This is a genomic window from Devosia sp. (genome assembly GCF_024707125.1).
Classification (GTDB): domain Bacteria; phylum Pseudomonadota; class Alphaproteobacteria; order Rhizobiales; family Devosiaceae; genus Devosia.
In genome coordinates this window covers 157190-175610 of sequence record NZ_JANQAH010000013.1, presented here as the reverse complement: position 1 = coordinate 175610, position 18421 = coordinate 157190, and the positions used below count along the sequence as shown (strand labels likewise).

Annotated in this window: 19 protein-coding genes and 1 pseudogene; 13 read left to right on the top strand and 7 right to left on the bottom strand. The window is 62.8% G+C overall.

Going from position 1 to position 18421, the window contains the following annotated elements:
- Positions 1-12: 12 nt before the first annotated feature.
- Positions 13-955, bottom strand: a pseudogene (locus NVV77_RS21735) (L-threonylcarbamoyladenylate synthase).
- Between the two features lie 121 nt (positions 956-1076).
- Here NVV77_RS21735 and NVV77_RS21730 point away from each other — a divergent pair.
- The 4 genes from NVV77_RS21730 to NVV77_RS21715 all read left to right on the top strand — a co-directional run bounded on the left by NVV77_RS21730 (position 1077) and on the right by NVV77_RS21715 (position 3769).
- A complete protein-coding gene (locus NVV77_RS21730; RefSeq protein ID WP_295416862.1) occupies positions 1077-2024 on the top strand; it encodes a histone deacetylase family protein in 948 nt (315 codons plus the stop codon).
- Between the two features lie 9 nt (positions 2025-2033).
- Positions 2034-2282, top strand: coding sequence for an exodeoxyribonuclease VII small subunit (locus NVV77_RS21725; protein ID WP_295416859.1), 249 nt, complete (start codon positions 2034-2036; stop codon positions 2280-2282).
- Between the two features lie 147 nt (positions 2283-2429).
- Complete coding sequence (locus tag NVV77_RS21720; RefSeq protein WP_295416858.1) at positions 2430-3029, top strand: SCO family protein; 600 nt, start codon at positions 2430-2432, stop codon at positions 3027-3029.
- Positions 3026-3769 (top strand): TlyA family RNA methyltransferase, encoded by a 744-nt coding sequence (locus NVV77_RS21715; RefSeq protein ID WP_295416855.1) that lies wholly within the window; start codon positions 3026-3028, stop codon positions 3767-3769. The genes NVV77_RS21720 and NVV77_RS21715 overlap by 4 nt, the downstream gene beginning before the upstream one ends.
- On the opposite strand, the gene NVV77_RS21710 is transcribed toward NVV77_RS21715, so the two are convergent.
- From NVV77_RS21710 to uxaC, 3 genes are all read right to left on the bottom strand, one after another.
- Entirely contained in the window at positions 3760-4269 is a 510-nt protein-coding gene (locus tag NVV77_RS21710; RefSeq protein ID WP_295416853.1) for a CAP domain-containing protein, read from the bottom strand. The genes NVV77_RS21715 and NVV77_RS21710 overlap by 10 nt on opposite strands.
- A gap of 19 nt (positions 4270-4288) precedes the next feature.
- On the bottom strand, positions 4289-5140 hold the full coding sequence (locus tag NVV77_RS21705) for an aminoglycoside phosphotransferase family protein (RefSeq protein WP_295416851.1): 852 nt from the start codon (positions 5138-5140) through the stop codon (positions 4289-4291).
- Positions 5141-5339: 199 nt separating this feature from the next.
- Complete coding sequence (gene uxaC, locus NVV77_RS21700; RefSeq protein ID WP_295416849.1) at positions 5340-6758, bottom strand: glucuronate isomerase; 1419 nt, start codon at positions 6756-6758, stop codon at positions 5340-5342.
- A gap of 219 nt (positions 6759-6977) precedes the next feature.
- Between uxaC and NVV77_RS21695 the strand changes: the two genes are divergently transcribed.
- From NVV77_RS21695 to NVV77_RS21660, 8 genes are all read left to right on the top strand, one after another.
- Complete coding sequence (locus tag NVV77_RS21695; RefSeq protein WP_295416846.1) at positions 6978-7139, top strand: hypothetical protein; 162 nt, start codon at positions 6978-6980, stop codon at positions 7137-7139.
- Between the two features lie 58 nt (positions 7140-7197).
- Positions 7198-7869 carry a response regulator transcription factor gene (locus NVV77_RS21690; protein ID WP_295416844.1) on the top strand — a complete coding sequence of 224 codons (672 nt, stop codon included), beginning with the start codon at positions 7198-7200 and terminating at the stop codon, positions 7867-7869.
- Between the two features lie 161 nt (positions 7870-8030).
- Positions 8031-10490 carry an extracellular solute-binding protein gene (locus tag NVV77_RS21685; protein ID WP_295416841.1) on the top strand — a complete coding sequence of 820 codons (2460 nt, stop codon included), beginning with the start codon at positions 8031-8033 and terminating at the stop codon, positions 10488-10490.
- A 181-nt stretch (positions 10491-10671) separates the two neighbouring features.
- Complete coding sequence (gene dapD, locus NVV77_RS21680) at positions 10672-11514, top strand: 2,3,4,5-tetrahydropyridine-2,6-dicarboxylate N-succinyltransferase (protein ID WP_295416838.1); 843 nt, start codon at positions 10672-10674, stop codon at positions 11512-11514.
- Between the two features lie 108 nt (positions 11515-11622).
- Entirely contained in the window at positions 11623-12102 is a 480-nt protein-coding gene (locus NVV77_RS21675; protein WP_295416835.1) for a DUF805 domain-containing protein, read from the top strand.
- A gap of 18 nt (positions 12103-12120) precedes the next feature.
- On the top strand, positions 12121-13275 hold the full coding sequence (dapE, locus tag NVV77_RS21670; protein ID WP_295416833.1) for a succinyl-diaminopimelate desuccinylase: 1155 nt from the start codon (positions 12121-12123) through the stop codon (positions 13273-13275).
- Entirely contained in the window at positions 13272-13817 is a 546-nt protein-coding gene (locus tag NVV77_RS21665) for a hypothetical protein (protein WP_295416830.1), read from the top strand. The genes dapE and NVV77_RS21665 overlap by 4 nt, the downstream gene beginning before the upstream one ends.
- Before the next feature lie 16 nt (positions 13818-13833).
- A complete protein-coding gene (locus NVV77_RS21660; RefSeq protein ID WP_295416829.1) occupies positions 13834-14397 on the top strand; it encodes a hypothetical protein in 564 nt (187 codons plus the stop codon).
- Here the strand turns inward: NVV77_RS21660 and truA are convergent.
- Genes truA through def form a run of 3 tightly spaced genes read right to left on the bottom strand, consistent with a single transcriptional unit; the run spans position 14394 to position 16622 of the window.
- Positions 14394-15131: a tRNA pseudouridine(38-40) synthase TruA gene (gene truA / locus NVV77_RS21655; protein ID WP_295416827.1), complete on the bottom strand. Its 738-nt coding sequence runs from the start codon at positions 15129-15131 to the stop codon at positions 14394-14396. The genes NVV77_RS21660 and truA overlap by 4 nt on opposite strands.
- The gene (gene fmt, locus NVV77_RS21650) at positions 15131-16057 is read right to left on the bottom strand and encodes a methionyl-tRNA formyltransferase (RefSeq protein ID WP_295416824.1); all 927 of its coding nucleotides are present in this window, start codon (positions 16055-16057) and stop codon (positions 15131-15133) included. Before fmt ends, truA begins: the two co-directional genes overlap by 1 nt.
- Positions 16058-16106: 49 nt before the next feature.
- Entirely contained in the window at positions 16107-16622 is a 516-nt protein-coding gene (gene def, locus NVV77_RS21645) for a peptide deformylase (protein WP_295416822.1), read from the bottom strand.
- Positions 16623-16755: 133 nt separating this feature from the next.
- Here def and NVV77_RS21640 point away from each other — a divergent pair, with 133 nt between their 5' ends.
- The gene (locus NVV77_RS21640; RefSeq protein WP_295416819.1) at positions 16756-18180 is read left to right on the top strand and encodes a DNA recombination protein RmuC; all 1425 of its coding nucleotides are present in this window, start codon (positions 16756-16758) and stop codon (positions 18178-18180) included.
- Positions 18181-18421 lie beyond the last annotated feature (241 nt).

Genomic DNA, 18421 nt, shown 5'->3' with positions numbered 1-18421 from the left:
GATGTAGTCGCCCTACCCCCTTGGCGCCGCTGCTCTCTGCAATCTGTCGTTGATCGCTTCGCCCAGACCTTCCTGCGGAATGGACGCCACGGCGATCATCTGTGCACCGGTCGCGTCCAGTTCATGAAGCATCGAGAAGAGATTGCGGGCGGCTTCGTGGAGGTCGGCGGTGGGGGAGAGATTTCGGGTTTCGCCAGCGAAGGCGGGAACGGGGCCAAAGGCTAAAAAGGCCTCGCCGATCTGAGGAGTCGTGTCGAGCCGCATGGACGCATTGGGGGCGTAGTGGCTCAGGAGCATGCCGGGGGCGGAGATTTTGGCGCCTTTGGCGGCGCGGGTGACCTTGCGGCCAAAGGCATTTTCGATGTCTTCGCGCGCCAGAGCGCCGGCGCGGAGCTGGATGATGTTTTCGCCATCGACCGCCACGATGGTCGATTCAACGCCGGCCTTGCAGGCGCCGCCGTCGAGCACGGGGACCTTGCCACCAAAACCGCGGCGGACTTGCTCGGCCGTTGTCGGCGAGAGCTTTCCGGATGGATTGGCCGAGGGCGCGGAGAGCGGGCGGCCGGTGGCGCGGAGGAGCGCCAAAGCGACCGGATGATCGGGCATGCGTAAGGCAACGGTGTCGAGGCCGGCGGTGGCGACGTCGGCAAGGCCGTGGGCGGGGCGCAGGGGGACCACAATGCTGAGGGGGCCGGGCCAGAATTTTTGAGCGAGTTCTCGCGCCAATGGCGAAAAAGACGGCGAGCTTTTCGGCCATTTCGAGATCGGCCACGTGGGCGATCAAGGGATTGAAGCGGGGGCGGCCCTTGGTTTCGTAGATTGAGAGCACGGCATCGGGATTGGTCGCATCGGCGCCGAGGCCATAGACCGTCTCGGTGGGAAAGGCGACGAGATTGCCGGCGCGGAGGGACGCGGCGGCTTCGGCAATGGCCTGATCGTCGGGGAATGTGCTCATGGGCGGTGTTTGACAACAGGCGGGGCGCGCGTCAAGTCGGCGGGGCGCGAGCGAACGTTTGTCGCGTTTTCGCAGCGGAAAAGTGGTATGCCCTTTTCCAGCAAACGCTCCGAAGGCCACTGTGACCACGCTCCTTGTCAGCCAGACCAATTTTGCCGACCACCGTACCCCGCCCGGCCATCCCGAGCGGGCCGATCGCATCATCGCGGTCGAGGAAGCGCTGGCGACGGAGGAATTCGAGCGGCTGATGCGGCGCGAGGCGCCCTATGGCGACATTACGCTCGCCGAACTTGTGCATGACGAGCGCTATATGGCGCGGCTGCGCATGGCGCGGCCGGCAGAGGGCATCGGGCAGGTCGATCCTGATACCTATATTTCGGACCAGTCACTTTCGGCGGCGGCGACTGGACTGGGCGGGGCCATGGCCGCGCTCGATGCGGTCGTCATGGGGGAAGTGGACAATGCCTTTTGCGCCATTCGTCCGCCGGGGCATCATGCGGAAATCGACCGGCCGATGGGGTTTTGTCTCATCAACACCGTGGCCATCGTGGCGCGCGAGGCGCAGCGGAAATATGGGGCGGAGCGGGTCGCGATCATTGATTTCGACGTGCATCACGGCAATGGCACGCAGGACATTTTTTATGACGATGCCAGCGTCTTCTACGCTTCGAGCCACCAGATGCCGCTGTTTCCGGGCACGGGGCATCCGAGCGAGCATGGCGTCGGCAATATCGTCAATACGGCGCTGAAGGCGCATACGGACGGCTCGGAGATGCGGGCGGCCTATAATGAGATCATCCTGCCGGCGCTCGACAATTTTGCCCCCGATCTGATCCTGATCTCCGCAGGCTTTGATGCGCATAAGCGCGATCCCCTGGCGCAGCTCGAATGGGAAGACCAGGACTTTGCCTGGGTCACCGGAAAGTTGATGGATGTGGCCGAACGCCGCTGCGGCAATCGCATTGTGTCGCTGCTCGAAGGTGGCTATGACCTCAAGGGCCTTGCCGGAGGCGTGCGCCAGCACGTGGCCATGCTGATGGACGGGGCGACGAGTTCTCTCAATTTTTAGGATGGCGCCATGGCCGGAACAGCCGAGGATGTGAAAACCCTGAGCTTCGAAGCGGCTTTGGAGCAGCTCGAACAGATCGTGCAGAAGCTCGAAAGCGGGCGGGCGCCGCTGGCCGAATCCATCGCCATCTATGAGCGTGGCGAAGCGCTGAAGGCGCATTGCGAGATGCTGCTGAAGACGGCGGAAGCGCGGATCGAAAAGATTACGCTGAGCCGCGAAGGCAAGGCGATCGGCACTGAGCCGCTCGACGCGAATTGAGATTTGCCTGATGTCGGCAGCGTCATTCCCGCGAAAGCGGGAATCCCTGACCGGTAGAGTGAGATTCCCGCTTACGCGGGAATGACGTGGCGGGGACGGTAGGCACATTGGTCGACCGATGCCCCTGATGCAGAAAAGCCCAAAAGAATGACGACGAACAAGACGCTGCGCAATTTCCGTATTGTGCTTTGGGTGCTGGTGGCCGTGGCGGCGCTGGGGGCGACGTTTCTTTATGTGTTTCGGCCGCCGCAGCGGCCGCTGGGGCTCAATGGACAGAGCTTTGCGCTGAATTCGTCGCAGGGCGGGACGTTCACCGAGAAGGATCTGGTGGGCACGCCGACGCTGCTGTTCTTCGGCTATACGTTCTGCCCCGATGTGTGCCCGACGACGCTGGCCGAAACCATGGCCTGGCGCACGGAACTGGGGCTAACGCCGGATGATCTTCGTATTGTCTTCGTCACCGTCGACCCCGAGCGCGATACGCTCGATATGGTGAAAAGCTATGTCGAAGGATTTGATCCCAGTGTGATCGGGCTGGTGGGGGATCAGGCAGCGACCGACCAGGTGAAGGCCGCGTTCGGCGTGTTTTCGGAAAAGGCCGGCGATGTCGAGAGCGAGTTCTATCTCGTCAATCACACGGCGCTGACGTTCCTGATCGACAAGAACGGCTCGTTCCAGGGGACTGTCGCCTATGAAGAGGCGCAGGATACGGCGCTGGCCAAGGTCAAGCGGCTCGTCGGGCAGTGAGCACCCGCATTCGCCTCGATCTGGCGATTGAGCAGCGAAGGCTGCTTCCGAGCCGCGCGCGGGCGCGCGATGCGATCCTGCGCGGGACGGTGAGCGTCAATGGCGAGCCGGCCAGGAAGCCAAACCAGATGGTGGGGGCGGATGATGTCATTGCGCTCGATGATCCGGCCTCGGGCTTTGTGTCGCGGGCGGCGCTAAAACTGGTGGCGGGGCTCGAAGCGGGCGGGATCAGCGTCGAGGGGAAGGTTTGCCTCGATGTCGGCTCGTCGACCGGGGGCTTTACCCAGGTGCTAGTCGAGCGTGGGGCGGCCAAGGTTTTTGCCGTCGATGTGGGGCATGACCAGTTGCATCGGCGACTCAAGGGGCATCCGCGCGTCGTGAGCCTTGAGGGCTTTAATGCGCGCGAGATTTCGCGCGAGGAAATCCCCGAGCCGGTGGACCTGCTGGTTTCGGATTTGAGCTTTGTGTCGGTGACGAAAGTCCTGGAGGCGCCGCTGGGGCTTTGTGCGCCGCGGGCCGAGGCGGTGATCCTGTTCAAGCCGCAGTTTGAAGTTGGGCGCGATTTTGTCGGCAAGGGCGGTATTGTTACGGACGCGGAAGCCGTTGCGCGGGCGATGGGCGAGGTGATCGCCTTTGTCGAGGCGCAGGGATTTGCGCATCGGCTGAGTGTGGCCTCGCCGATTGCCGGCGGGGATGGGAATCTCGAGACGGTGCTGGTGTTTTCGCGGGGCTACCCATAGACGCGCCAGGCGTCAAAGCTGCCGCCGGCGATCATGGCCCAATAGAGTTTACCCGAATTGGTGCGCGCCACGGCGAGGCCGAATTCTGTGAACTTTGGCGAGAGCAGCGTGTTGCGGTGACCCTGACTTTCGAGCCAGCCGCCGATAACATCAGGCAGGGTCTTGTAACCCTTGGCGACGTTTTCGCCCACGGCACCGAGATAGCCGGCCTCGGTGACGCGCTGGCGGAGGGTCACGCCGAGATCGTGGCTGAGCTTATCCTGGCGGGCCATGAGGCGGGCTTGGGAGAGGGCGGCGGTTTCGAGGCGCGGATTGTAGGTCCAGGGCGGGGCGCCGTTGGCTTTTCGCGTCGTATTGATGGCCGAGAGGATTTCGTCGCGCGTCAGGCTTTCGGGCCGGTTCGAAGTGGCGGCAGGCAGCGGCGGGATGGTGGCCGAACAGGCGGAAAGCAGGCTGGCGGCGCCGAAGACGAGAAGGGCGCGGCGGGAAAGGTGCGTCATCGAGGGATTTCCAGGGCGATCAGGCAAGGTCATAGGCGCTGAGGAGATTGGGCAGGCAGGCGAGTTGCCCGGTGATGGCATTGCCGTCTTCGAGATCCCAACAGGCGGAAAGCGCGGCGTGGGCGGCGGCCCAGCCGAGGATGCGCTTGCGATTGTAGCCGAGGCGTTGGGAGAGAATATCGGCGCGGGCGGCGATGCGGCGCGGATCGGAGGCGATCTCTACGCCACGCTCGGGATTGATGAAGACATTGGCGGTTTCGTAGGCGGGGTCGCCGAGAAGCCCCTTGGGATCTACCGCCAGCCAGCCGCGATCCGAACTCATGATATTGTCATGGTGGAGATCGCCATGGAGCGGCACGATGGCGCTGGGCTTGTCGAAGAGTTTTAGGGCGATGCCGGCGGAGCGGGCGTAGAGATCGCGCGCGGTGCGGGGCCAGGCGCGCACGTCGGTATCGAACAGCGCCTGGAAGCGATCGCGCAGGGGTTCGAGGCCTTCGGGGGCGTCGGGGCGCGGCTTGTGGAGGCTGGCGACGACAGTGGCGATGGCGATGGTGCCTTCGTCGTCTTTGCCGGCGCGGACGGGTTCGCCCAGCGTGCCGCCATCGAGCCATTCCATGAAAATGGTATCGCCATGGGTATCAAAGACGGTGGCGGCGCCGTCGCCTTCGTACCACTGGAGGAGGCGGACGCCCCTGCCCTCTTCCCTGGAGGCTTCAGGTTTGATGATTTTCAGCGCCGCAAAATTGCGGCCGTTCTGCTCGACGCGAAAGAGCCAGCTGCGCGGCGTTTCGGCCACGGGCGTGGATTTCGTCAGGGACCAACGGATCATGGCGCGGCTGAGCGCGGTTTCTGCAGGAGACTGATTCATCATGGCGCCATTAGAGCAGAAGGCGGCGAACGATTCGACTGATGTTGCGCCTTTGGCGTGAGAAGGTGATGAAAGTGTGGTGGAAGTCACGCCAACCACCACGTCATTCCCGCGAAAGCGGGAATCTAGGGCCAGAAACGGAGATCCCCGCTTTCGCGGGGATGACACTGTGGTTGGAAATGAGAGCAGAGCGTAGCGGCGCCTACTTGATCTTGTAGGCGTCTTTCGCTGCCTGGTAGCTCAGATGCTTGGCGATTTCTTCGGCTGAGGATTTGGTCAGCCGGTTTTCACCGACCCAGCGGCCGAGGAAGCCGCAGACTTCGCGGCGCCAGACGTCGTGGCGGGCGGGGATCGAGAGGAGCGCGCGGGTGTCGTCGTTGAAGCCGGCGAGATTGTAAAAACCGGCGGTTTCGACGACCTGGTCGAGATAGCGGCGGATGCCCTGCGGGGAATCGTGGAACCACCAGGGCGGGCCGATCATCAGGGCGGGCCAGTAGCCGGCCATGGGGGCGAGTTCGCGGGCATAGGTGGTTTCGTCGAGGACGAACATGATGAGCCGCAGGTTGGGCTCGTTGCCGCAGCGCGAGAGAAGGGCGCGGAGGCCGCCGACATAATCGGTGGGGCCGGGAATATCGGCGCCGAGATCGGGGCCGCGTTCTCCAAAGAGCAGCGGATCGGTATTGCGGCGCGAGCCGGCGTGAATCTGCATGACCATGCCGTCTTCCACGGACAGCAGCGCCATTTCGGTCATCATCTGGGCGCGGAAGAGTTCCGCATCATTGGCGTCGTGCTTGCCGGCGAGGATTTTTTCCAACAAGGCCTGCTTCTCCACCAGGGGGAGATCAGCCGTGTTGGCCGTCGGCACGCCATGGTCGGTGGCGGCGGCGCCAAAACGACGAAAATATTCGCGGCGCTTGCGGTGGGCGTTGATGAGGCCATCCCACTTGGAAATGTCTTCGCCGGTCAGTTCGCCGAATTTCTTGAGATTTTCGACGATGGCGGGGCGGCTGGGATCGGTGACGTCATCGGGGCGATAGGTGGTGCGGACCTGGCCGATGAGGCCCTGTCCTTCCATCGACTGGTGATGGGTCAGAGGATCGAGCGCGAATTCGGTGGTGGCGATGACTTCCACGTTGAAGCGTTCGAGAATGGCGCGCGGCAGGAGTTCAGGCGCGCCGAGCTTTGCATCGATGGCGTCAAAGATGCTGTCGGCGGTTTTGCCCGAGAGTTCTTCGGTGATGCCGAAGACGGCGTGGAGCGAGTGATCGACCCAGGTTTTCGAGGGCGTGCCGGCAAAGAGATAATAGTTATCGGCAAAGAGGCGCCAGGCCTTGCGGCCGTCGGTTTCGACCGGTTTTCCATCCTTACGGGGAATGCCCAGCGCATCGTAGCTGATGCCCCGGCTTTTGAGCATGCGCAGCACATAGTGATCGGGCGTCAGGAACAGGGCCGTGGGGCTGGCAAAGCGACCATTTTGGGCGAACCAGGACGGGTCGGTATGGCCATGGGGGCTGACGATAGGGAGGTCTTTTACCGCCGGGTAGAGATCCCTAGCAATGGACTGCGCGGGCTCGGACGCGGGGAAGAGACGATCAGGGTGAAGGTGTGCTGGCTGGGTCATGGCAGACTTGTGCCATGTTCGGGAGAGGCTTTCAACATCTTCCATACAAGACGCGAGTTGTGAAGATTTAAGACAAATTAACTGCGCTCGCAAACTGCAATTCGTCATGAAGCCAAGCGAGGCTATCGTGTTGTGGCGGGTGAGAAACAGCCCTTTCCAAGGCGGCTGCCCAATGTCGACACCTGGCCTCAAAAGGCCGGCGCCACATGAGGGATGAGCATGGCCAATCTCGATTTCGAGTCACAGGGACTGAAGCAGGTGCGGACCGATGTGCGGCGCGGAGCGCATGTGCAGCGGGCCCAGCAGATGCTGCTGGCTGCGGGGCTCGCGGCGCTCTGTGTGGTGGGTGTTGCCGGCGCGCTTTTGGCGCAGGTGATGTAAGCCGGTTTCGCGCGGCGCGCGCCTTCGATAATATCCCGCGCGGGGAGACCGACCGCGCATGCGAATTTTGCTTGTCGAAGACAATGAGGACCTGGGCGAGGCCATCGAAAGACGGCTGCGCACGGCTGGTCACTCGGTCGACTGGGTGCGCGACGGCGCCGACGTGGTGTCTGCAGCCAAGGGCGAGGATTTTGACGCGGTGGCGCTCGACCTGATGCTGCCCAATCGGGACGGGATCGGGTTGATTGCCGAACTGCGGCGGGAGAAGTTTTCGGCGCCTATTCTGGTCATTACCGCCCGCTCGGAGATCGACGACAAGGTGAGCCTCCTCGATCTGGGGGCCGATGATTATCTCGTAAAGCCGTTTGATCTGCGCGAGCTTGAGGCGCGGTTGCGGGCGCTGATCCGGCGGACGGGCGGGAAGACCAGCAGCGTGCTGGCGCTGGGAGATCTGGAGCTGGATTTGGCCGGGCTCAATGCCAGTGTGGGCGGCAAGGCGCTGGAGTTGGGACGACGGGAGTTTCGGCTGCTCGAGATTTTGCTTACCCATGCTGGAAAGGTGGTCGCCAAGGAGCGGCTGATGAACCAGCTCTTCAATTTCGATGAGACCGTGTCGATCAATGCGCTGGAGCTGCATATTTCGAGACTGAGGAAGAAGCTGGAGCCGGCGCGGGTGGAGATCGGGACCGTGCGCGGGGTGGGTTATGTGGCGCGGGCGGTGGATGCCTGACGCACTCTTTGGATGCCCGATCTACTCCCCATCACCGGCCCCGCACCTCCCCCTTGACGGGGGAGGTTGGGAGGGGGTGCGGGAGCCACGAGAGCTGAGCGTGCCGGCACCCCTCCCCAACCCTCCCCGTCAAGGGGAGGGTGCAGACCGGGGGCGCGACAATGTCAGTGCCCACTAAAAAGTCCTTCTCCATCCGTCGGCGCATCCTTGCGCTGGCGACGGTGCTGCTGCTCGCGGCCTCCGTGGTGCTCATCGTCTTCATTCGCGACTATGCCGAGCGGGCGGCGGATCGGGCTTTTGACCGGTTGCTCGCGGCTTCCGCGCTGACGATTGGCGGAGCGGTGCAGGTCGAGGATGAGACGGTCATCGTCGAATTGCCCTTTGCCGCCTTTGCCATGTTTTCGGGACAAGACCGCGTTTTCTATGCCGTCGAAGGGCCGGATGGGCGGACGGTGACGGGCTATGAAGACCTCGCGGCGCAGATGGACGAAACCACTTCGGCGGAGCCGCGCTTTGCCGATATTTTGTACCACGATGAAGTGGTGCGCGTGGCTTCGATCGGGCGGCTGATTTCGACGGCGAGCGATACGGGATGGGTGACGATCCATGTCGCAGAAACGCAGAACCAGCGCGAGGCGCTCTCCAATGAAATTTTGTCCAATGCCATCGTGCCGGTGATTGCGCTGACGCTCTTGGCCGTGGGGCTCGTCTGGTTCGGCATTTCGCGCATGTTCGCGCCGCTGACCGAGCTGGAGCATGAATTGGCGGCGCGGCCGCCGGATGATCTGTCGCCGGTCAGCGTGCCGGTGCCGGTGGAAGTGGGGCATCTGGTGGCGGCGCTCAATGGGTTCATGGGGCGGCTGCACAAGGCCATGGAGCGGGTGAGCGGGCTCGTGGCGGAAGCTGCACATGAGGTGCGGACGCCGCTGGCTTCGCTCCGTGCACAGGCGGAAGTGGCGATGGATGAGCAGGACCTCGAAGCCATGCGGGTACGGGTTGGGCGCATTCACACAGGCGCAGTGCAGGCGAGCCAGTTGGTGAGCCAGCTTCTTATGGACGCCACGATTTCGCATCGCCTTGAGGTGCAGGACAGCGAGATGGTGGCGCTGTGGGGGATCATTGAGGAAGTGTGCCAGCGGCTCGATGGCGAGCAGTTGGAACGGGTTTCGCTCGATGCTTCGGACGCGGCGCGGGCGGTGCAGGTGCGCGGGGATCGCGTGGCTTTGCGCGAAATGATGCGCAACCTGATCGACAATGGATTGGTCTATTCCGAGGGGCCGGTGGAGATCGGGGCGGCGATATCAGCGGACGCGCTTGTTGTCACCGTGGAGGATCGTGGGCCGGGGATGGATGACGAGGAGAAGGCGAGCGTGCTCGAACGCTTCAAGCGCGGCAAGGCGAGCGCGGGCACGGTGGGCTCGGGGCTGGGGCTTTCCATCGTGGCGCGGGTGGCCGAGGCGCATGGCGGGCGCTTGCGGTTTGGTGATCGCACTGGGGGCGGATTGGTTGTGGAAGTGGCGCTGCCGTTGACGCGGGTGTCGCGGCGGGCGGGGCTGGTGGCCATTGCCGGCGTGGCGCTGGCTGCGCTCTTGCTGGTGCCGGGAGAGGCCGAGGCACAATCGACGCTGTATCCGGCGCCCGATGGATCGAGCGAGGCAACGCTCACCATTGTGGGGGTGACGGACACGAAAGTGTTCGGGGCCTTCGTCGCGGGCTTTCAGGCGGAGCGGCCGGAGGTGACTGTCATCTATGAAGAGATGGATTCGCTGCCGCTGTTTCGGCAGTTTCTGGATGGCACCTTGCCGGTGGCGCCGGACCTGCTGATTTCGTCGGCTTCGGACCTGCAATTGAAGCTCGCCAATGACGGGCACGCGCTGGCCTATGACAGCCCCTATCTGGGCGACCTGCCGGATTGGGCGCATTGGCGCAATGAGGTGTTTGGCTTCACCTTCGAGCCGGCGGTGATCATTTATAATCCCGACCGGATTGCGCTCGCGGATGTGCCGCGGACGCATCTGAAACTGGCGGAGCTGCTGGAGACGGAAACGGAAAAATTCCGCGGGCAGATCGCGACCTATGACATTGCGCTGTCGGGGGTTGGGTATCTGCTGGCGGCGCAGGACCAGACGATTTCGTCGACCTTCTGGCGGCTGGCGACGGCGTTCGGGCGGGTTGGGGCGCAGTTTTCGGGTTCGAGCCCGGCGATCTTGAATGGCGTTGCCGATGGGTCGCTGGCGCTCGGGTACAATGTGCTGGGGTCTTATGCCTTTGCGCGGCAGGCGGAGGGGGCCAATATCGAGATCGTCGTGCCGGACGATTATGTGCTGGTGCTGACGCGCTCGATGCTCATTCCGCGGGAGGCGAAAGAGGTCGATCTGGCGCGGGCTTTTGTGGACTTTGCGCTCTCGCCTGAGGGACAGGCCATTGCGGCGGGCGGTACGGCGCTGGGGTCGGTGGTGCCGGGATCGAGCGGGGACTGGACGAGCGAGGCGATTGCGGCGCGGGGGCGCGGGGTGATCCAGGCCATTCCGCTGGGGCCGAGCCTGCTGGTGGCGCTCGATACGCTACGGCGGCAGCGGTTTTTGGATACGTGGAAAGAGATCGTGTCGCCAAAACTTTAGCCCTCACGACGTCATTCCCGCGAAAGCGGGAATCTCATCTTCGTGCACAACAGAGATTCCCGCTTTCGCGGGAATGACACGGTGGGGGTGGGGGGAGAGAGAGCGGCTGATCGGCAGAGATTTCGTTGACACTCCGCTTGTCCCCGCTATGGTCCGCGCCAGCATTTCCGTAGGAGCCGTCATGTCGAACGCCCAGCTTTCCACCATCATCGAAACCGCCTTTGAAAACCGGGCCGAGATCAACTTCTCGACCAAAGGCGAAGTGCGCGATGCAGTGGAAACGGCGCTGAACCTGCTCGATAGCGGGCAGGCGCGCGTAGCCGAGAAGGTGAATGGCGACTGGCAGGTCAATCAGTGGCTGAAGAAGGCCGTGCTGCTGTCCTTCCGTCTCAATGACAATGTGCTCATCGAAGGCGCGCCGGGCGGGGCAAACTGGTTCGACAAGGTGCCGAGCAAGTTCCAGGGCTGGAGCGAGAACCAGTATCGCGCTGCCGGTTTCCGTTCGGTGCCGGGCGCTGTGGTGCGCCAGTCGGCGTTTATCGGCAAGGGCGTTATCCTGATGCCGAGCTTTGTGAATCTTGGCGCCTATGTTGATGAAAACACCATGGTCGACACCTGGGCGACCGTTGGTTCGTGTGCCCAGATCGGCAAGAACGTGCACCTTTCGGGTGGCGTCGGCATTGGCGGCGTGCTCGAGCCGCTGCAGGCCAATCCGACCATCATCGAAGACAATTGCTTTGTCGGCGCGCGTTCGGAAGTCGTCGAAGGCGTCATCGTGGGCGAAGGCTCGGTGATTTCGATGGGCGTATTCATCGGGTCGTCGACGAAAATCATCAACCGCGCCACAGGCGAAGTGCATATGGGCAAGGTGCCGCCCTATTCGGTCGTCGTTTCCGGTTCGCTGCCGGGCAAGCCGCTGCCTGATGGCACGCCGGGCCCGAACCTTTATTGCGCTGTGATCGTGAAAACCGTCGACGCACAGACGCGCTCGAAGACCGGCATCAACGAATTGCTGCGCGACTAGGCCCAACAAGGGTTCGTCCGGCATAATAACCGGCGCTGGCTCTCGCCGCGCCGGCATCCTAATCTTCGCTCTGCGCCGGAATGATTCCGGCTCTCTGTGGGGGAAGTCATGGATAAAATCATTGCACTATTGACCACGTCTGAAGGCCGGATCGGCCGCCAGCAATGGTGGATCGGCATCGTGGCACTGATCGTCATATCGCTCGTTGCTACGCTGGTCTTCAGCATCATCAGCTTCGGCAATCCGGTCGTCTTTGGCTGGCTCGCCGTGCTGCTCAATCTGGCGCTGCTCTGGCCGAGCTACAATCTCGGGCTCAAGCGTCGCCATGATCGGGACAATGAGGGCATGGACCTGAAAATCCTGCTCGGGGGCAGCGTGCTGCTCAACCTGCTTACCGCAACCGGCATCGGCCTTACCTGGACCGATATCGGGGGTGGCGTATTGGTGCCGCAGCCGGCGTTCTGGCTGAGCATTCTCAATCTTATCTTCGGCGTTTTCGCCATCTACATGCTCGTGCAGCTCGGTTTTCTCAAGGGCACTACGGGCTCCAATTCCTATGGTTCCGACCCCGTCGGCGCCGCTGCCTGAACTTTTGGGACTATTTCGTTGACCATCGACCCGCAGAATCTGCTCGAACGCCTCATTGCCTGCCCCTCGGTGACGCCGGAGGCGGCCGGGGCGCTGGACCTTTTGGCCAAGGAGCTGGAAGCGATCGGCTTTGCCGTGACGCATCTGCGGTTCGATGGTGACGGGTCTTATCCCGTCGACAATCTCTTTGCGACGCGCGGTACCAGTGGCAAGAAACTGCTCTTTGCCGGGCATACCGATGTGGTGCCCCCGGGCGATCGCGCGCAGTGGACGAGCGATCCCTTCGTGCCGCGAGTTGAAGGCGACAAGCTTTTTGGGCGCGGTGCGGCCGATATGAAATCGGGCGTGGCAGCGTTTGTTGCGGCGTGTTCGGCCATCCCGACCGAGGCGGGCACGATCCAGCTGGCCATTACCAATGACGAAGAGGCCGACGCCATCAATGGCACGGAAAAGCTGGTGCGCTGGATGGAAGCCAATGGCCACCAGTTCGACTTTGCCCTCGTGGGCGAGCCGAGTTCGGCCGAGTTCTTGGGCGACAGCATCAAGATCGGGCGGCGCGGGTCGTTTTCGGGCGTGGTGACGGTGAAAGGCGTGCAGGGGCATGTCGCCTATCCGCACAAGGCCAATAATCCGCTGCCGGTGCTGGCGGCCGTGCTGACGGCGCTGAGCACGACGCGGCTCGACGACGGCACGGAGCATTTTCCGGCCAGCAATCTCGAAGTGACAACGGTGGATGTCGGCAATCCGACAAGCAATGTCATTCCCGGTGCCGGGGTGCTGAAATTCAATATCCGCTACAATGACACCTGGACCCCGGACACTTTGGCGGAATGGGTGAAAGCGCGGATCGCATCGGTTGATGCCCGTGGCACCGAGGTGATTTTCGAGATTGCCGGCGTGCCGTCGCGCTCGTTCCTGTCGCCGCTCAGCGGGGATATCGACACGCTTTCGGACGCCATCGAGGATGTGACGGGGCGGCGGCCTGAATATTCGACCGGCGGCGGCACGTCGGATGCGCGCTTTATCGCACAATATGGGCCGGTGGTGGAATGTGGGCTCGTCGGCCCCTCCATGCACAAGGCCGATGAGCATATCGCCATTACCGATCTCGTCGGGCTGACGGCGATCTATGAAAGCTTTATGGGCCGGTTTTTCGCGGACGGCGCCGAATGAAGATCTGGGCAGCCCTCAAGGAAGCGCTGGCCGGATGGATCGCCCTGGTTCGCGGCGAGGCTGACTGGATCAGGCACTTTTCGATTTCGGCGGCCGGGCTGACGACGGCGCTGGTGCTGTTTCTGTTTTTTGCGCTGCTCTCGATTGCGTTGGCTTCGGCCAATGTCGGCATGCCAAGCCTGATGGGTCTCATCATCGCCATTCTGGTGCAGAGCCTTTCCATCGCGGCGCTGCTGATTGGCATCCATGTCACCAGAAAAATGGTGCCGGGCGAGGTGCGGGTAATGACCCTGCTTGTACCGGGGATTTATGCGCTGATCGCCTATCTCGTCATGGGCACTGTTCTGTCGCTGGTCGCCGGGCCGGTGCTGATCCTGCTCTGGGTTGGTCTTGCCTTTCTGCTGTTTCAACTGGGTTGGCGGGCTGGCGGGTGGAATATCGGCGTCAGTGCGGCATTTGCGGTTTTGACCATGGTGCTGCTTGTCGGTATGCCAGTGACGCTCTACATGGTGCTTGGCCCCGTGGCCGCGCCCACACCCTGAGACGAGACCCACGCCCTTGGCCCAGCCTAATTCTCCCTTTTTCGAAGAAGCCGCGAGCGCCATCCGAGGCTGCGTTGCCCTGATCACCGGCAAGCGCGATGCTTCGGCCTATTTCGACTTTTCCCAGCGCGGCCTGGTCGGCAGCCTGATCGCGGCGGTTGTCGCCGTGATGCTGGCCGGCTTCGGGCCGGTGCTGTTCGGCATTAACCTGCCACCGGGCACAGCAACGCAATCGGTCATCGTCAACGCCGTGCTGTTCGTGGCGCAGGCGGGCATGGCCGCCATCGTGCTGCGGCAAATGGGCCGGCAGGATGGTTTTATTCCCTATCTCGTTGCCAGCAATTGGGTGACGCTGGTTTCGGCGGTACTGCTGCTGGTCTCGACCCTGTTCGGGGAAGTGGGCATCGTGCTGCTGCTTGGCATTGCCATTGTGGCGCTGCTGACTTTTATCAATATTGGCCGCTTTATTGTGACGCTGGCGCCGCTGCAGATCGGGCTCTTGTTCGTATCGCAGGCAGTGGGCGTGTTTCTGGCCCTGGGCATTGTTGCCCTGTTCCTGCCGGCCCCGCCGCTGACCTAATAGTCGACTTTTACGAAGTACAGACCCGCTGATGGCGCCATGGCGCCGCAGCGGCTGCGGTCGGCTGCATCGAGCACGGCGCGGAAATCGGCCGGGGTCCATTTGCCTTCGCCGACGAGTTTGAGCGAGCCGACCATGGAGCGCACCTGATGGTGGAGGAAGCTGCGGGCGCTGGCGGTGACGATCACGTGGTCGAGTTCGCGACGCACGGCAAAATGGTCGAGGGTGCGGATGGGCGAATTGGCCTGACATTCGGACGAGCGGAAGGTCGTGAAATCGTGGCGGCCGAGGATTTTTTGCGCGGCTTCGTGCATGACATCGGCATCGAGCGGCATGGGGACGTGCCAGACCTGATGGCGTTCCAGTGCGGCGGGGGCGCGGCGATTGAGGATGCGATATTCGTAGTGGCGGGCGAGGGCCGAGAAGCGGGCTTCGAAGGTCTCGGGGACGATTTCGCAGTCGATGACCGCGGCGGGGTTCGGGCGCAGGTGATAGTTCAGCGCTTCGCGCACGCGAAACGGGTCGCGGTCGGTCGAGAGGTCGAAGTGGACGACCTGGCCGAGGGCGTGGACGCCGGCATCGGTGCGGCCGGAGGCTTGGGTAGACACCGTCTCGCCCGAGAAGCGGAAGATGGCTTCTTCGAGGGCTTGCTGCACGCTCATCCGATCGGCCTGGCGCTGCCAGCCGCAGAAGGGCGTGCCGTCATATTCGAGGGTGATGCGATAGCGTGGCATCAGCCGACGACGGTCGTGGGCAAGACCCCTGCCCCGCGGAGGAAGGTTGCGGCATCCATGGCGCCCTTGCCTTCGCGCTGCACCTGGGTGAGGCGGACGGCGCCACTCCCACAAGCAATGGTGAGGTCTGGGCCGATCAGCGTGCCTGGGGCGGCATTGCCTGATGCGAGAGTGGAGCGCAGGGCTTTGATGCGGGTCGGCTTGCCGGCGAGGTCGAGTTCGAACCAGGCGCCGGGGAAGGGCGAGAGGCCGCGAATGGTGTTGTGCACCTCTTCGGCACTTTTGGAAAAATCGAGTTTCGCCTCGGCCTTCTCGATTTTTGCCGCATAGGTGACGCCCTCTTCGGGCTGGGGCGTGAAATCGAGGCTGCCGCGTTCGAGCGCGGCGAGGGCGCGGCCCATCAGATCGGCGCCGAGGCGCATCATCTGGTCGTGCAATTCACCGGCAGTCATGTCGGGACCGATGGGGATGATTTCCGTGGGTCCCATGGCGCCGGTATCGAGGCCTTCGTCCATGTTCATCACCACGATGCCCGTCTGCTTGTCGCCGGCCATGATGGCACGCTGCATGGGCGCAGCGCCGCGCCAGCGGGGGAGCAGCGAGCCGTGAAGATTGAGGCAGCCTTCGGTGGGGGCGTCGAGGATCGGATTGGGCAGGATCAGGCCATAGGCGACGACCACAGCCACGTCAGCGCCGAGGGAGGCGAACTGAAGCTGTTCGGCTTCGTTGCGGAGGCTTTTGGGCGTGAAAACGGGGATGCCGAAATTTTCGGCCGCTTCATGCACAGGGCTCTTGCGCTCGGCCTGGCCGCGACCGGCCGGTTTTGGCGCGCGGGTATAGACAGCGAGGACTTCGTGGCCGGAGGCGACGATCTCGGTCAGCGTCGGCACGGAAAATTCGGGCGTGCCCATGAAGACGACGCGCATTGGCTTTACTCCTGGGCAGATGCCCCACGCAGGCGCGAGGCTTGGGCTCTTAGCGCGCAGCCAATTTGGCTTGCTTGTCGAACTTCTTGATGACGCGGTCGCGCTTCAGGCGGCTGAGATAGTCGATGTAGAGCACGCCATCGAGGTGATCCAATTCGTGCTGGATGCAGACGGCGAGCTTGCCGTCGGCGTCCTTGGTGACTTCCTGGCCGTCAAGATCGGTGTACTTCACCGTGACCGTGGAAGGGCGCTCGACTTCATAATAGAGCTCGGGGATCGACAGGCACCCTTCTTCGGTCACCTGGATCTCGTCGCCGAACTTGGTGATTTCGGGATTGATCATGACGAGCGGAGCGGCCGGCTCGTTCTCGCCGGCCAGATCCATGACGACGATGCGCTTCATCACCCCGATCTGGGGCGCAGCAAGGCCAATGCCCGGGGCGTCATACATGGTGTCGAGCATGTCCTTGGCCAGCGTCTTGATCTCCTCGTCGACCTCGACGATGTGATCGGCAACTGCACGCAGGCGCGCGTCGGGAATGATGAGAATAGGGCGGATGGCCATGGCAAAGGTCCGGCAATATCTGGATTTGCCAGTGATATGGAGTTTTGTCGCCCTGCGGTCAACTGCGGAGCTCGTCTGCGCACTGCGCAGAATAGAACATTTTAAGAACAGAAGAATCGGGTAGAGTGCACCCATGAGTGAACTCGACACTATTCTGTTTGTGATCGGCGACCTGCCGGTGACCCTGGGGCTTGCGCTTGTTGTCGGCATCGTGGTGCTGCTGGCAACAGGCGTTTTTCTACTCGTCGGCTCGGCGCGCGCCAACGCGCAGCGGGCCGACGAGGTCGCGCGGGAAGCCAGCGAAGGTCTCAAGGCGAGCTTTCTCGAACAGATCGCCCAGCGCGACATGCGCATTCGCGACCTCGATCTCGGCCTTGTGCGCGAACGCGAGCGGGCGGGCGAGCTGATCGACAATGAGCGGGAAAAGAACAGCGAGCTGACGGCGGAACTGGCCGCGATGCGGACGCGGCTCGATGAGCAGGCGCGGCAGAACGAAGCCAATATGAAGCGTTTTCTTGAAGCGCGGCAGCAGATGACCGACGAGTTCAAGGCCATTGCCGGCGACGTGCTCAAGAGTCACGGCGAGACGTTTTCCAAGCAGAACCGGGAGCAGGTCGACATGCTCCTAAAGCCGCTGCACGAGAAAATCGTCGAGTTTCAGGGCGGCATGTTGCGCGACCGGGCGACCATGGGCGAACAGATCCGGGCGCTGGCGGAAAGCAATCTGACCATTACCACCGAGGCTCAAAACCTGACGCGGGCGCTAAAAGGGTCGTCGCAGACGCAGGGCGCCTGGGGCGAGATGATCCTTGCCACTATTCTCGAACGCTCGGGGCTGCGCGAGGGAGAACAGTATCTCACGCAGACGAGCCATTCGGGCGAGGACGGGGCGCGGTTGCGTACCGACGTCGAGGTGCTGATGCCCAATGACGATCGGCTGGTGATCGACTCGAAAGTCTCGCTGACTGCGTTTGAGGCCTATACCAATGCCGAGGATGATGTGCGCGAGCAGTTCTTGCAGGCGCATGTGATCTCGATCCGCACCCATGTGAAAACGCTCGGGGACAAGAGCTATCATCGCCACGCCAAGTCGAGTCTGGACTATGTGATGATGTTCGTGCCGATCGAAGGGGCGCTTTCAGCGGCGATCAAGGCCGATCCCAATCTTTTCGAATTTGGCATGAGCCAGGGCGTGATGCTGACGACGCCGACGACGCTGATGACGGTGTTGCGGACGGTGCGGAACGTCTGGGACATCGAGAAGCGCCATCGGAACGCGGAAGAAATCGCCGAGCGGGCGGGTGCGCTCTATGAAAAGGTCGCCGGGTTTTTGGGGACCATGGACAAGGTGGGCAGCAGCCTCGACCGGGCGCAGCAGGATTTTGCCAAGGCCAAGGACCAGCTTTCCACCGGACGCGGCAATGTGGTGCGGCAGGTGGAAATGCTGCGGGAATTGGGCGCGAAATCGGGGAAGTCTTTGCCACCTGGTTGGGATGGCGGCGTGGATGAGCAGCCGACATTGCGGCTGGTGGGTGAGGACCCGGGGGACCGGAATTAGAGTTCTCACTGTGCGTCATCCTCGGGCTTGACCCGAGGGCTTAACGATGACGCGACAAGTGCATGGCCCTCGGGTCAAGCCCGAGGGTGACGCGTTGTGTTGCGGTGCTTTCCCTCTTGTCGTCATTGCCGGGCTTGTCCCGGCAATCCATCTCCGGGGAGCATGGACCACCGGAACACGCCCGGTGGTGACGATAGATGTTGGGAAGGTGCACCCCAAGCTTTCCGAACGGCAACGAAAT

Excerpts from the sequence above, each read along its gene's own strand:
- NVV77_RS21725 (WP_295416859.1), top strand. The coding sequence starts at position 2,034 with ATGGCCGGAACAGCCGAGGATGTGAAAACCCTGAGCTTCGAAGCGGCT.
- NVV77_RS21720 (WP_295416858.1), top strand. The coding sequence starts at position 2,430 with ATGACGACGAACAAGACGCTGCGCAATTTCCGTATTGTGCTTTGGGTG.
- NVV77_RS21710 (WP_295416853.1), bottom strand. The coding sequence starts at position 4,269 with ATGACGCACCTTTCCCGCCGCGCCCTTCTCGTCTTCGGCGCCGCCAGC.
- NVV77_RS21705 (WP_295416851.1), bottom strand. The coding sequence starts at position 5,140 with ATGATGAATCAGTCTCCTGCAGAAACCGCGCTCAGCCGCGCCATGATC.
- uxaC (WP_295416849.1), bottom strand. The coding sequence starts at position 6,758 with ATGACCCAGCCAGCACACCTTCACCCTGATCGTCTCTTCCCCGCGTCC.
- NVV77_RS21695 (WP_295416846.1), top strand. The coding sequence starts at position 6,978 with ATGGCCAATCTCGATTTCGAGTCACAGGGACTGAAGCAGGTGCGGACC.
- NVV77_RS21690 (WP_295416844.1), top strand. The coding sequence starts at position 7,198 with ATGCGAATTTTGCTTGTCGAAGACAATGAGGACCTGGGCGAGGCCATC.
- NVV77_RS21685 (WP_295416841.1), top strand. The coding sequence starts at position 8,031 with ATGTCAGTGCCCACTAAAAAGTCCTTCTCCATCCGTCGGCGCATCCTT.
- dapD (WP_295416838.1), top strand. The coding sequence starts at position 10,672 with ATGTCGAACGCCCAGCTTTCCACCATCATCGAAACCGCCTTTGAAAAC.
- NVV77_RS21675 (WP_295416835.1), top strand. The coding sequence starts at position 11,623 with ATGGATAAAATCATTGCACTATTGACCACGTCTGAAGGCCGGATCGGC.
- NVV77_RS21665 (WP_295416830.1), top strand. The coding sequence starts at position 13,272 with ATGAAGATCTGGGCAGCCCTCAAGGAAGCGCTGGCCGGATGGATCGCC.
- truA (WP_295416827.1), bottom strand. The coding sequence starts at position 15,131 with ATGCCACGCTATCGCATCACCCTCGAATATGACGGCACGCCCTTCTGC.
- fmt (WP_295416824.1), bottom strand. The coding sequence starts at position 16,057 with ATGCGCGTCGTCTTCATGGGCACGCCCGAATTTTCCGTGCCGACGCTG.
- def (WP_295416822.1), bottom strand. The coding sequence starts at position 16,622 with ATGGCCATCCGCCCTATTCTCATCATTCCCGACGCGCGCCTGCGTGCA.
- NVV77_RS21640 (WP_295416819.1), top strand. The coding sequence starts at position 16,756 with ATGAGTGAACTCGACACTATTCTGTTTGTGATCGGCGACCTGCCGGTG.